Annotated in this window: 13 protein-coding genes; 12 read left to right on the top strand and 1 reads right to left on the bottom strand. The window is 57.5% G+C overall.

Annotation, left to right across the window (positions count from 1 at the left end; translation table 11 throughout):
- Window positions 1-22: 22 nt before the first annotated feature.
- From QM996_RS21525 to QM996_RS21500, 6 genes are all read left to right on the top strand, one after another.
- Window positions 23-253 carry a hypothetical protein gene (locus QM996_RS21525; protein ID WP_173518693.1) on the top strand — a complete coding sequence of 77 codons (231 nt, stop codon included), beginning with the start codon at window positions 23-25 and terminating at the stop codon, window positions 251-253.
- The gene (locus QM996_RS21520; RefSeq protein ID WP_334198085.1) at window positions 250-1,713 is read left to right on the top strand and encodes a TolC family protein; all 1,464 of its coding nucleotides are present in this window, start codon (window positions 250-252) and stop codon (window positions 1,711-1,713) included. The genes QM996_RS21525 and QM996_RS21520 overlap by 4 nt, the downstream gene beginning before the upstream one ends.
- Before the next feature lie 13 nt (window positions 1,714-1,726).
- Complete coding sequence (locus tag QM996_RS21515) at window positions 1,727-3,064, top strand: multicopper oxidase family protein (protein WP_334198084.1); 1,338 nt, start codon at window positions 1,727-1,729, stop codon at window positions 3,062-3,064.
- A 50-nt stretch (window positions 3,065-3,114) separates the two neighbouring features.
- The gene (locus tag QM996_RS21510; protein WP_334198083.1) at window positions 3,115-3,600 is read left to right on the top strand and encodes a cupredoxin domain-containing protein; all 486 of its coding nucleotides are present in this window, start codon (window positions 3,115-3,117) and stop codon (window positions 3,598-3,600) included.
- 27 nt (window positions 3,601-3,627) lie between these two features.
- Entirely contained in the window at window positions 3,628-3,918 is a 291-nt protein-coding gene (locus QM996_RS21505; RefSeq protein ID WP_334198082.1) for a copper-binding protein, read from the top strand.
- Window positions 3,919-4,104: 186 nt separating this feature from the next.
- On the top strand, window positions 4,105-4,569 hold the full coding sequence (locus QM996_RS21500; RefSeq protein WP_334198081.1) for a DUF411 domain-containing protein: 465 nt from the start codon (window positions 4,105-4,107) through the stop codon (window positions 4,567-4,569).
- A 293-nt stretch (window positions 4,570-4,862) separates the two neighbouring features.
- Here the strand turns inward: QM996_RS21500 and QM996_RS21495 are convergent, their stop codons facing one another.
- Window positions 4,863-5,891: a LacI family DNA-binding transcriptional regulator gene (locus QM996_RS21495; RefSeq protein WP_334198080.1), complete on the bottom strand. Its 1,029-nt coding sequence runs from the start codon at window positions 5,889-5,891 to the stop codon at window positions 4,863-4,865.
- 170 nt (window positions 5,892-6,061) lie between these two features.
- Here QM996_RS21495 and QM996_RS21490 point away from each other — a divergent pair, with 170 nt between their 5' ends.
- The 6 genes from QM996_RS21490 (at window position 6,062) to QM996_RS21465 (ending at window position 13,511) form a co-directional block, all read left to right on the top strand.
- Complete coding sequence (locus QM996_RS21490; RefSeq protein ID WP_334198754.1) at window positions 6,062-7,321, top strand: ABC transporter substrate-binding protein; 1,260 nt, start codon at window positions 6,062-6,064, stop codon at window positions 7,319-7,321.
- Window positions 7,322-7,389: 68 nt separating this feature from the next.
- Window positions 7,390-8,271, top strand: coding sequence for a carbohydrate ABC transporter permease (locus tag QM996_RS21485; protein ID WP_334198079.1), 882 nt, complete (start codon window positions 7,390-7,392; stop codon window positions 8,269-8,271).
- Window positions 8,264-9,097 carry a carbohydrate ABC transporter permease gene (locus tag QM996_RS21480; protein ID WP_334198078.1) on the top strand — a complete coding sequence of 278 codons (834 nt, stop codon included), beginning with the start codon at window positions 8,264-8,266 and terminating at the stop codon, window positions 9,095-9,097. The genes QM996_RS21485 and QM996_RS21480 overlap by 8 nt, the downstream gene beginning before the upstream one ends.
- 13 nt (window positions 9,098-9,110) lie before the next feature.
- The gene (locus tag QM996_RS21475; protein WP_334198077.1) at window positions 9,111-10,253 is read left to right on the top strand and encodes an ABC transporter ATP-binding protein; all 1,143 of its coding nucleotides are present in this window, start codon (window positions 9,111-9,113) and stop codon (window positions 10,251-10,253) included.
- Between the two features lie 120 nt (window positions 10,254-10,373).
- Window positions 10,374-11,729: a NosD domain-containing protein gene (locus QM996_RS21470; protein ID WP_334198753.1), complete on the top strand. Its 1,356-nt coding sequence runs from the start codon at window positions 10,374-10,376 to the stop codon at window positions 11,727-11,729.
- 114 nt (window positions 11,730-11,843) lie between these two features.
- Entirely contained in the window at window positions 11,844-13,511 is a 1,668-nt protein-coding gene (locus tag QM996_RS21465) for a GH32 C-terminal domain-containing protein (protein WP_334198076.1), read from the top strand.
- Window positions 13,512-13,570 lie beyond the last annotated feature (59 nt).

Genomic DNA, 13,570 nt, shown 5'->3' with positions numbered 1-13,570 from the left:
CCTTCACATTTCAGGTTTGACCATGAAACGTTTGTTTTCCATGGCGCTCCTGCCCATCATCCTGGGCGGATGCGCTGCCACTTTGCCTGCCGAGGTTTCAAGCCTTGGCGATCCCGCTGACAGCTCCAGCGGCATTCGAAGCACGCAGTATCGTAGCCCCATTTCGGGCTACACCCACCGCGAACCGACCGGCCCCAAGGCCTGGGGTCCGCTCAACGACGCGCAGTCGACCGCCAAGGGAGACGCGTCATGAGGCTTCATCGTTTCAATCTCGTGGCAGCGATCGGACTGCCGCTCGTGCTTGCCGGCTGCGCCACCAATGCCGAATATTCGACGAAGGATGCCGGCTTTGCGACCGTGGATGCCAAGATCTCCACGGCGGCGACCAAGAAAAGCGTCTGGATCCAGAATCGCGAGCAGGCCGACAAGGTCAATGCCGAGGTCAAGGCGCTCCTGAAACGCAAAACGGTCGACGCCGACACCGCCGTTCAGATCGCCCTTCTCAACAACAAGGGGCTGCAGGCAGCCTATGCCGATCTGGGCGATGCCTCGGCGGATGCCTGGCAGGCGACGCTCTTCCTCAACCCCACCGTCTCGATCGGCACCACCGGCATCGGTACACCGGAACTCCAAGCCTACAAAGCTATCGAGGGTCTCGTTACCACCAACATCCTGGCGCTCCTGACCCGCGACAAGACCATCGCCGTCGCCGATGCCCGCTTCCGCCAGGCACAGCTCAACGCGGCACTCAGCACCTTGCAGCTTGCCGCCGAAACGCGCCGCGCCTGGATCGAAGCAGTCGCCGCATGGGAAACCGTCGGGCAGCTCAGCCAAGCACAGGCTGCGGCGGATGCCTCTTCCGAACTGGCGGCGAAACTCGGCGAGACCGGTGCCATGGGCAAGGGTAGTCAGGCGCGCGAGCACGTCTTCAACGCGGAACTCGCCGGCCAGGCGGCCGAAGCCCGGCTTGCGGCGCGTCTTGCCAAGGAAAACCTCACACGGCTGATGGGCCTCTGGGGCGCCGACGTTGACTACCAGGTCCCGAACCGCCTGCCGAACCTGCCGAAGACGCTTGCCCGCAAGGACAGCATCGAGGCGGAAGCGCTGAAGCGCCGCGTCGACCTGCAAATCGCCCGGCTCGATCTCGAAGCCGTGGCGAAGTCCTACCAGTTGACCGAAGCGACCCGCTACGTGACCGACCTTGAATTGGTCGCCGGCGCCGAAACCGAGCGGGAGCGCGAGGATCACGACACCAAGGTCGAGACAACAGGGCAATTCGAGCTCGAATTCGTCATCCCGATCTTCGACACCGGAAGCGCGCGCATGCGCAAGGCGGAACTCGCCCACATGCGGGCGGCGAACCTGCTTGCGGAAAAGGCGGTCAACATCCGCTCGGAAGCACGCTCGGCCTATGAGGCCTATCGCTCGCGTTACGAAATTGCCCGGCACTACCGCAACAATGTCGTGCCGCTGCGAACCAAGATCGAGGAGGAAGCGACGCTCAGCTACAACGGCATGATCACCAGCACCTTCGAACTGCTCGCCGACGTCAGGGCCAAAGTCAATTCGACGGTGCTCGCCGTCAACGCAAAGCGCGATTTCTGGCTGGCCGATGCCGATCTGATGACAGCCATCCACGGCGGCGGATCGGGTGGATCGGCTGGAGCAGAAACGGCGCCGGCAGCGGCCGAAGCCGGCGGCGCAGGACATTAAGAAGGATCGCATCATGTTCAACAGAAGGCACTTCCTCGGCGCCGGCGCAGCCCTCGTTTCGACCGCCGCCTGGGCGCAGACCTCCAACTCCGGCCTGCCCGAAGCGGCAAGCATGGACAACGCCACCACCCAGAAGCCTCTCGTTCCGACGAGCGGACCCGACTACAATCCCGTCGTCACCCTCAACGGCTGGACGCTGCCCCACCGGCTGAACAACGGCGTCAAGGAGTTCCACCTCGTCGCCGAGCCGGTCGAACGGGAAATGGCGGATGGCATGACCGCCTATCTCTGGGGCTATAACGGCCAGTCACCGGGTCCGACGATCGAAGCGGTCGAAGGCGACCGCGTCAGGATCTTCGTCACCAACAAGCTGCCGGAGCACACCACCATCCATTGGCACGGCATGATCCTGCCGTCGGGCATGGATGGCGTCGGCGGCCTGTCGCAGCCGCATATTCCGGCCGGCAAGACCTATGTCTACGAGTTCGACCTCGTGAAGTCCGGCACCTTCATGTACCACCCACATGCCGACGAGATGGTGCAGATGGCCATGGGCATGATGGGCTTCTTCGTGGTGCACCCGAAGGATCCGAACTTCATGCGCGTCGACCGCGACTTCGTGTTCCTGCTCAACGCCTATGACATTGACCCCGGCACCTATGTTCCGCGCATCATGGAAATGACCGACTTCAACATGTGGTGCTGGAACAGCCGCATTTTCCCGGACATCGATCCGCTGGTCGTTTCCAAGAACGACCGGGTGCGCGTGCGGGTCGGAAACCTCACCATGACCAACCATCCGATCCACATGCACGGCTACGATTTCGAGGTGACCTGCACCGACGGCGGCTGGGTGCGGCCGGAGGCGCGCTGGCCGGAAGTGTCGATCGACATTCCCGTAGGCGCCATGCGCGCCTACGAGTTCGACGCCAAATACGAGGGCGACTGGGCAATCCACTGCCACAAGTCGCACCACACGATGAATGCGATGGGACACGACATCCCGACCTTCATCGGCACCGACAAGAAATCGGTCGCGGCCAAGATCCGCAAGGTCAAGCACGACTACATGCCCATGGGTACGGCCGGCATGGCCGATATGGGCGAAATGGAAATGCCGCTCCCCGACAACACGATCCCGATGATGACCGGCTGGGGTCCGCACGGCGCGCTGGAGATGGGCGGCATGTTCTCGGTGGTGAAGGTGCGCGAGGGCATCTCTGCCGGCGATTACAGCGACCCCGGCTGGTACGAAAACCCGCCAGGAACGCAAGCCTGGGAGTGGACCGGCGAACTGCCGGAAGCAACTCGGGCCAAGGATGCCAAGACCGTGATCACGCCGAAACCATGACGGAACGGCAGATCGCAATGAACTCTCTCAAATCCACCAGGAAACATACGATGAAGAAGACAGCTTTCGCTCTGGCACTCATTGCCGCGTCCACCCTTTCCTCCCAGGCACTTGCCAGCGGCAGCCATGCCGGTGGCCACGGCAAGGTGTCCATTGGCGAAGCCGGCGACAAGAAAAAGGCGACCCAGACGATCCGCATCGCCATGAAGGAAACCGACGACGGCAAGATGATCTTCACACCGGCGACCATCAAGGTCCGACAGGGTCAGACGGTCCACTTCGCGATCAAGAACGCAGGCGAACTCGCCCACGAATTCGTCCTCGACGACAAGGCGACGATCCAGGAGCACAAGGCCACCATGGAGAAATTTCCCGACATGGAGCACGACGACCCGAATGCCATTCGCCTCGAGCCCGGCAAGTCCGGCGACATCTACTGGACCTTCACCAATGACGGCACCTTCGAGTTCGCCTGCCTGGTGCCCGGCCACTATGACGCCGGCATGCACGGTCCGCTCGACGTCGTGAAGAAGTAACCAAGAGCAAAAGGAAAGGATGAAACCATGAAGTCAGCACGTACCCTCTTCGCGGCGCTCGCGCTCGCTGTCACCGCAACGTTTGCCCTCCCCATCCAGGCGGCGGAGTTCACCAAGGGCGTCGTCAAGAAAATCGACACCAAGGCCAAGAAGGTGACGATCGACCACGAGGACCTGAAGAACCTCGACATGCCGGCCATGACCATGGTGTTCCGCGTCGGCGACGACACCCTGCTCGCCAAGCTCAAGGAAGGTGCAGCGATCGAATTCGTCGCCGACCGGGTCAACGGCAAGCTGACCGTGACCGAAATCAAGTAACTGCGACACTACAGCGTCGCGCGTCTTAATCAGACGCGCAAAGACCGCTGTAGCACTTTGATTTGCTGCATGTCTTCGTCCTCAAATCGACATCGATTTGAGGAGACATGCAGTAGGCCCGGGTCGACTTTGTACGGCCCGGGCGCCACAATCTCCAACTCAGACCGAAACGGAAAGGAGTGTTCGATGAACGTGTTACGCAGGCATTTCGTGGCCGGCACGATTGCGGGCATCACCCTCTTTGCGACAGGCGCCGCGGCGGCAACGGGCACCATGGCCATCTACAAGGATCCGCAATGCGGCTGTTGCGAGCAATGGGCCGAAGCGATGGAGGCAGCCGGCTACAAGGTCGACATCCACGACGAAGCCGATATGTCGGTCATCAAGACGCGCTTCGCAGTGCCGGCCGACATGGAAGGCTGCCACACCGCCGTCATCGACGGCTATATCATCGAAGGGCACGTGCCGCTGGAAGCAGTCCGCAAGCTCCTGTCTGAGCGGCCCGATATCGCCGGGCTCGCCGTCCCCGGCATGCCCTCAGGCTCGCTCGGCATGGGCAACGACCCGCAGGCCTCCTATGACGTCTATACGATTGCCAAGGCGACCGGCGCGCAGTCGACGGTCTACTATCAGGTAAGACCGGCGAAATAGGACTTCGCGGCGGGCGCCCGAGCTTCGAAGGCGCTTCCGCGGTGGTGGAGGCGCCTTGGACTTCAAACTGAACTCATTACTTCAACTGAACTTCATTACATTATACGCTTGGTCGCTCCATGGGAAATTGGGCAGTGACAAGTGCGACTGCCCGACCACGGATTTCGAGCGAGGCGGAGCGGCTTCGCTGCACCGACGGGATTGCGAGCAAGACCGTTGCGAGCGCACTTGGCGTGCAAGAACATAGGCCGCCGACATCGAGAAGCTCAGCGAAAACCAACAAAGGATATTTATCAAGAACACGCGGATGGGCTGACAGATCCGCGTTCTATGAGCTTGCAGGGCAACACCCATTGAGGTCGGTCACTTTTGTTACCCTGCAAAAGTGTGTTCAAGCGTTCCGCACCCGTCAACCCGAGGTCATAGTATGGTAGTGCCGCCGTCGTCAGTTCAGGTTTCAAGGCCATCGAAACGGTGCGGAAATCGTCGAAGCCCACAATGCTGATATCTTCTGGAATCCGCAGACCTAGAGACAAAGCTGCTATATAAATTTGGATCGCCATTTCGTCATTACCGCTCATGATCGCGGTAGGACGGTCCTTCTGAATGAGCATTTCAGTCGCAGCCGCAAAGACGTAGTTGTTTTCTGACCCGACGGGCCCTTCCATACCAAGTTTGATAGCGAGATCGCCCTCCGTGAGACCGAATTCCCTAGTTGTCTTGAGGAATGCTTCCAGGCGCAGTTCCGCGCCCAGAAGAATTGGATTGAGCCGGATGTAGCCGATCTTTCGATGACCCTTGTCAAGCAGATAGCGGGTAAGATCTTGTGCGCCCTGGTAGTCATCAGGCTCGATCGACGGTAACAGTTCGTTCGTCTGAGACCTGCAGTTGATCATCACCGTCGGAATCTGGACATCGCCTGCCTCAGGATCCACGGTGCGACGGTACATTGTGACATAAAGGACCCCATCAATCCGATGGGACTGAAACATTTTCCAGACTTCAGCCTCTCTCTCGATAGAGCCGCCTGTATTTGCCATGAGGATGGTCTTCCCGTTGGCATTTGCCCAATCCTGTATTCCTCGCACAATGTCGACAGAATAGGGTGTGGTAGACACATAGTCTGTGATGATGCCGAAGGTGTTGGAACGGCTCGAACGAATGAGGCGCGCCGCCATGTTCGGAATATAGCCGAGGTCCCGGATGGCCTTTTCCACACGCTCCCGGGTTTCCTCAGTCACATAAGGCTCACCGTTAATAACTCGTGAAACTGTTTTGTTGGAAACCCCGGCCGCTTTCGCGACGCTGATAATGCTGACCATGTCCCGCCAATCTCCTTGCTGGGCACCGTTTTAAACCAGTTATATGACAACGTCGACATATTTTTCTGACAACGTCGACAATGCGCGTTGACAACGTCGTCATAAGGCGACTATGTTCCGGCAAAGCAAGGGCACGAACGCAAGCGCCCAGGCAAGCGCGGGAGGAATCGATGAAGAGACTGGTTGGTGCTAGCGCGCTCGCGCTTGTTCTCATGGCGGCCTCTGCCAAGGCCGAGACCATCAATATCTTGGTGGAAGGCGGCGGCGAGATGCTGCAGAAGGCTGTCGCCGAAAAGTTCACCGCCGAGACCGGAATAAAGGTGAACTTCACCGTCGTTCCCTACCAGGGCGTCTTTGATAAGTTCTCAGCCGAAATCGCCTCCGGCTCTTCGGCGTTCGATGTCGTTACTATCGATGTCGTTTGGAATGCGAAGTTCGCCGGCCACGTCGAAGATATTTCATCTCTTTTTACCGATGCAATTCGGGCGGACTTGCCGCCAGCCTTGCTGGCAGACGCGAAGGTCGGTGACAAAGTGATTGGCATGCCTGCTTGGGCAAATGCCGAGATCGTCTTCTATCGCAAAGATCTCTTCGATAAGCCGGAGGAGAAGGAAGCGTTTCAGGCGAAGTATGGCTACCCACTCGCCCCTCCCAAGACATGGCAGCAGTGGCGTGAGATCGCGAAATTCTTCACGCGCGACACCGATGGCGATGGCAAGATTGACTTCTGGGGCACCGACACCATCGGCACCTTCTCTGAGGAGTGGATGGCTCATGTGTTGCAGGCGGGTTCACCGGGTGTGATCCTCGATAAGGACGGGCAGGTCATCATTGACAATGACGCGCACCGGAAAGCGCTCGAATTCTATATTGCGTCGCACTGCGTGGATCATTCGGTTCCAGAAAACGTCAACGAAATCGGCTGGGGTGAGGCGCAGAACCTGTTCTACCAGGGCAAGACGGCCATGACGAAGTTCTGGGCACACGCCTATAAGATGACGCCTGCAGATTCAAAGGTCAGCGGCAAGGTCGGCGTCGTGCCGATGTTGGCCGGCGACGCCGGAATCGCTGCTATTCCTGGCCCATGGTACAACGTTGTCCCCTCGACTTCCCAGCACAAGGACGCGGCGAAGAAATTCATCGCTTTCGCGATCGCTAACAATGCCTTGGGCATTGAGGCGCCGCTCGGCCTTGCCGCAACGAATTCCGCCTATCGTAGCTATTCGGGAAAATCGGGGTATGAACACTTCGCCCCACTTCTCGAGACGCTGAGCGCGCCCGCGACACAAGGCCGGCCGATCAACGAGAAATATCAGGAAATCGTCGACGAAGCTGTCTTGCCCGCTGTTCAGGAGGCCCTGACTTGCAAAGCGGATATCGGAGAAGTGCTGAAGGAAGCCAAGGAGACGATTGAGGATATCCTCAACTAATCCGACGTTTATCTCAATGCCGCGGGCGGATGAGATGCCGCCCGCAATATCATCTCTTGGAGACGGACATGTCGGGTGAAGACCGATTTGTGCTCTGCATGCTTGCGCCTGCGGTAGCGATCCTCGGATTGCTGGTCGCCTACCCGGTCGGGCTCCTGATCTTCGATTCCTTTTTCAAGGTCGATACGATTACGCCCCACATACGCGAGTGGGTCGGGCTGCAGAACTATGTCGACGCGTTGACGTCGAAACGAGTTGCGGAGAGCGCTCTGAGGACCGTTCAGTATTCGGTCTTCGCGCTGTTCTTTGAATTCACTTTCGGTTTCTGTGCTGCGTTATTGTTTTCGGCGATGGCTGGGGAGTCGCGTTGGCACCGTACGATCTTCGCTCTGCCGTTGATGGTCCCACCCATCGTCGCGGGCCTGCTGTGGCGGTTTCTCCTCGTTGGCAATATCGGCATCCTGAACTACGGGCTCGTTCACTTGGGGCTGATCGACGATCCCAATGAAATTGCCTGGCTCTCCAGCGAGGACATCGTCATTTATTCTGTCTCCTTTGCCGACATCTGGTTGACGACCTCCTTTGTCGCTCTTGTGTCCTATGCCGGGTTGACGAATATCCCAAAAGACCTGCTGGAAGCAGCCCGGATCGACGGGGCGAATGCGCTCAAACGCTTCTGGCACGTAACCCTGCCACTCATGCGGCCGGTGATCGCAGTCGTCGTCATCGTACGCGGCGTGGATGCCGCTAAGACTTTCGACCTGATCTGGATACAGACCCAAGGTGGTCCCCGCCATGCCTCGGAAGTGTTCTCGATGAACATCTACCAACGCATGGTTCGCTTCGGCGACCTCGGGGAAGCCTCCGCATCCGGCGCCCTCTTCCTTATCGTCATGATGCTTTTGGCTGCCCTCGCCTATTGGAAAATCTGGAGGCCGGTCCATGCATAAGGCTCGCCGCCTCAATGTCAGTGTACTAATAAACGCGGCTGCTCTCGTGCTCGTGCTGTCGTACGCGCTGCCCTACATTTATCTGCTCATGACCTCCATCAAGCCGGCTGCCGATGTCCAGCAGATCCCCCCGAGCTTCTTTCCGGCCGTTCTATCGTTCGAAAATTTTCGCGAAGTCCTGCGATCGTCGACGCTACCGAAAGCCTTCTTCAACTCCCTCACCGTGGCGGTGCTGACAACTGCGCTTTCGCTGGCAGTGGCCGTTCCCGCCGCCTATGTCGCCACACAGTACCGGCGCAGGATCACGACCCTCTTCCTGCTCTTTGCACTGGTCACGCGCATGGTGCCGTCGGTGTCCTTGGGTGTGCCACTGTTCCAGCTTTTAAAGTCTCTGGGCTTACTCGATACGGTCCCGGGCCTTGTTCTCGCCCACACCTCGGCCGCCGTGCCGCTGGCTCTATTGCTCATGTCCGCCTTCTTCGAAGGCATGCCGAGGGAGCTCGAAGAAGCAGCGCGCATGGATGGCTGCACGCGTTTCCAGGCCTTTCGAAAGATCGTCCTTCCGGTCATGACGGGTGGGATCGCAGTCACCGCGCTCTTCACCTTCATCACGAGCTGGAACGAGTTTCTCTACGCGTTGCTGCTGACATCGGAGACTACGAAAACAGCACCGATCGTCATCGCCGAATACAACTCGGTCTACGGGCTTGCCTGGGGCGCGATGACCGCGGCCGCGGTGCTCTACTCGCTTCCGGTCATCGTCGTAACGCTTGCACTTCAAAAACAGATCGTCGGCGGCCTGACATTCGGCGCTGTAAAGGGATGAAGGAGACAGAAGCATGGCCGGCATAGAGCTACGCAATATCAACAAGGTCTACGGCAACCGCTTTCACGCCCTTCACGACCTCAACTTCGATATCAGGGACGGCGAGTTCATGGTGTTTGTGGGCCCGTCGGGGTGTGGGAAGTCGACCGCGCTCCGTATGATCGCCGGCCTGGAGAGTATTTCCAGCGGCGAACTCAGGATCGGCGACAGGGTTGTCAACCATGTCGATCCCAAGGATCGCGACATCGCAATGGTGTTTCAGTCCTACGCGCTTTATCCCCATAAGACGGTCCGCGAAAACATAGCCTTTCCTCTGCAGATGGCGAAACTGCCAACGACCGAGATCGACAGTCGCGTTAACGAGGCTGCACGTATTCTCGAGCTGACTGCCCTGCTGGACCGCAGACCGGCACTCCTTTCGGGCGGCCAGCGCCAGCGGGTCGCCATGGGACGGGCGATCGTTCGCAAGCCGGCAGCATTTCTGATGGACGAACCGCTTTCCAATCTCGATGCCAAGCTGCGCGTGCAGATGCGCGGCGAGATCGCCAGTCTGCAACGAAAACTGAATGTCACTACGATTTATGTGACCCACGATCAGGTCGAGGCAATGACAATGGGCGACCGCGTAGCTGTCATGAAAGGTGGCGTGCTCCAGCAAGTCGACACACCGCAAAACCTTTACAATCGCCCAGAAAATGTCTTTGTCGCCGCCTTCATCGGATCGCCCTCGATGAACTTGTACGAGGCCGTCCTGAATGGAAGGACGCTAACCCTGGGCAGCAACAGTTTCGAAATCCCAGACCGGGTCTTCGAATACCGCCCCTCCCTCAACGGTGCGTCTAACCGTCAGGTGATTGTCGGTTTCCGGCCCGAGCACATGAACGACGCCGCGATCCGGCCTTCTTCGGCCGAGATCTCGGCCCCGGTCACTCTTGTTGAGGCGCTAGGTTCTGAATCCCTGGTGCATCTGAATATCGACGCAGCGTGGGTGGATGCTGGCGACCCGGATGCCGTCGCCGACATCGGCGACGAAAGAGCTGCTGTGGCCCGTTTTTCTCCGAAGAGCACGGTACGCGCAGGTGACATCGCGCGCATCGCCGTCGATGCCGAAGAACTTCACTTCTTTGAACCGAACACCCGCACCAGCATCTGGTGATGCGGAGAAAACCAAGAGTGACTAGCCCGGCTGTCGACACCAATCGCCTGCAACGATTGCGAGCAACAAGCCAATCGAAAACGCGCTGTGGAGTAAGAGATGTCCGCGGAGACATTAACAATGGTTAGCGAAAACTGTTACGACGTAACGAAGTATCCCGTCGGTAATCCCCTTGAGGATATCGGTGTGGTCATCAATAGTATCATTGAGGATATTAGACGCAGGCAACCGGTTTCCGATCTAAATGATGGCGGAAAACCTGGGGCAGTGATCTATATACCGCCAGGCGATTATCGTCTTGTCACTCAAGTCGTTATAGACGTGAGCTATCTGAAAATTGTGGGCTCTGGACATGGTTTTACGTCTTCGAGCATCCGCTTCAACATACCCGCAAACGAACTGGCGCACTGGCACGAAGTGTGGCCGGGCGGAAGTCGCATACTCGTGGACACTTCTCCAGAAGCCGCCGACGGCGAGGCTGCTGGAGCCGCGTTTTATGTTAAGCGCACAGGAAATCCTCGTATAAGCTCTGTGGAGTTCGCTGATTTTTGCATCGATGGCCTGCACTTCGTTGACGATGGCTCGGGGAAAAATGATGCAGAAAATACATACAAGAATGGCAAAACGGGAATCTATGTAGGCAGCCCGAATGACTCATTCCGAATAACGGGGATGGGTCTTATCTATCTGGAGCATGGAGTTACTGTTCATGATGCAGACGCGCTCGCGATAGATAACAATTTCATCGCAGAGTGTGGCAACTGCATCGAATTAAAGGGCATGGGACAGGCCTCAAGGATAGCGAATAACTTTGTCGGAGCCGGATATAAGGGACATTCCATATACGCTGAAAACTATGGGGGCATTCTAGTATCCTCAAACAATGTATTCCCCCGAGGAGCTAGCAGTGTCCATTTTTCCGGCGTGGTGCGTTCCTCGATCACAGGAAACAGATTTCATTCCTTTTATCCCGGCATGTTGGTTTTTGCCGCCAATTGTTGCGAGAACTTGGTCTCCTCAAATCACTTCTTGCGAGACCGCGAGCCATGGGCGCCCATGCAGAAGTACGATAACGGATTGGATGATCTGTTCGGGCTTTTGCGGCTCGACGGCAGCAACAATTCAATCATCGCCAACCACATTTCGCAAACAATAGATACCCAATATATCAGGCCACCCTCAGCAAAGCCTGTGATAATTAATGTAGTTTCCGGCAGCGGCAATTACATAGCCAATAATCACATTGTGGCCACAACCGAAATATCACAAATCAACGATGCACCAAACAGCGCCTGTTTTTCAACACAAGTGGGCGCGTTGCTTTCAACTGATAACTTGAAGGCGCTCGAAGTAACGGCAGTACGGGTGCAAAAAGAGGCGGTACGGAATACAGTCCTAGATTCAGGCAATGACGAACAGGTTGAGATGGACAGAACGCTGAATGCATTCAGGGGCACCCCAGTTCCTGGTCAATAGTGGCCTACGCGGCACTGGCCCGAACGCGGGCCTTCGAACAGCTAAACCTCCTCCCGGAAGTAACCGAGGTCGGTTTCAGGCCGACCCCCTTTCCTCTAAATTGCGTGTCGATATATGGCTAAAGAGACTGTTTTCTTCGCCTCAGGCGAACGTCTGGAATTCTGGGCCTGCGGACCCGGTGCCGTTACAATCTCGCAGGATGACCAGATTCTGTGGCAAGCATCAGCTCTTGAATCTCACCCAGCCTATTACTCTTATCACCATCGGGAAGCTGGAACGGTCATCGTCGAATGGGACAGACCAGAGTCGTTCCTCTGGGCCTATTCCTACGACCCGGCGAAGGTCGCTGAGGAAGGCATAAGGCTCTGGGAGTTCAGCGCTGACAAAATATCGCTCCGCGTTGGCAAAGAAATCGACACGTGGCTGGAGAGCGATCCCGATCGCCCGCAAATCCATTTTTCTCCCTGCCGACATTGGATGAATGACCCCGTTGGTCTCTGTAAAGTCGGCGAGCTATGGCACCTGTTTTATCAATTCCATCCCATCGGCAGCGACTGGGGACCGATGCATTGGGGACATGCGACCAGCCACGATCTAATCAATTGGCTCCACATGCCGGTCTTCCTGCATCCAGAGCAGAACTTATGGCGCCTCGGAGCCACCGGGGGCGCATTCTCCGGCAACGCATTTCGCGATCGAGACGGAAGTTTGATGTTCTTCTACACAGAGCGCCTTCCCGCCTATGACCTCTTCAAAGGCTATCGGGAAGTTCAGAAAATCGCTCGCCCAGATCGTCGGATCATCAAAGCAGAAAGCATCGTGACCGTCCTGGAGCAGCGTCCAAAGGGAGTGGAGCACGATTTTCGCGATCCCAAAGTTTGGTGGGATGAAGTCAGCGGCGCCTATCGTATGGTACTCGGCGCTTCCATACACGGCGACCCGGCCGTTCTACTTTATGGATCCGATAACTTGGTCGACTGGAGCTACTTGGGACCGCTTTTCCGCGCACCCCCATCTTTCCGTCTCGAGGGAGCAAGGGCAGTCGAATGTCCGGACTTCTTTACCGTCGGTGGCAAATGGGTGCTGATTATGGGTTTTGTGGGTCACCGCGATCCTGAAAGCGGCCGGCACAACCTCCTTTACGGGCTAGTTGGAGATTTCCTCGACGATCGCTTTGTTCCTCACTCGGACACGCTTCAACTCCTCGACTTCGGGACCGACTTCTATGCAATGCAAAGCTTCTCGACATCGGGTAGGCAGATAGCACTCGCGTGGCTGTTCAACTGGGAGTTCCGAAAACCAGACGGGTCACCCTATTCGGGGGAGATGTCCGTCCCTCGGGAGCTGTACTTAGATGAACTTGACCGCATCTGTATGAGGCCCGCCTCTGAGTTTGATGGCAAAGTTAACCGCATCGCTATACAGCCCATTGAGTCGTTGCTTTTCCCCTTGCCCGATGCACCGATCGAGGTTCGCCTTGACGGCCGTCTGGAGGGCACCTCAATTTCGGCTACTCAGCAAGGTCGGCCTTCTTTCTCAATTTGCGTGAAAGATGGAACTATATCTGTGAGCCTGCCCCAGGATGATGGTTCGATCCGATACCAGAGCACGTTGCCTCAGGCATCGAATTTGCGCGTCATCTACGACAGAGGGATTGTGGAGATTTTCGCGGACCACGGAGCGATCTGTGGCACGCGGCGTAGCTATTTGGATTCACAACCTGATAGGCTGGCTATCCAGTCAGGATCATCCGCTAGTGTATGCCGCCTAGCCTCAACCTAGTGCTGGTCCGAAACGCTTTGAAGCAACGCTGGCGGTAATGCCCACTCGGGGGACGTGAT

Source organism: Sinorhizobium chiapasense (assembly GCF_045277575.1).
In the GTDB taxonomy this organism is placed as follows: domain Bacteria; phylum Pseudomonadota; class Alphaproteobacteria; order Rhizobiales; family Rhizobiaceae; genus Ensifer; species Ensifer chiapasense_A.
Note: the sequence above shows the minus strand (reverse complement) of the source record. Positions and strands in the feature narration are given on the sequence as shown.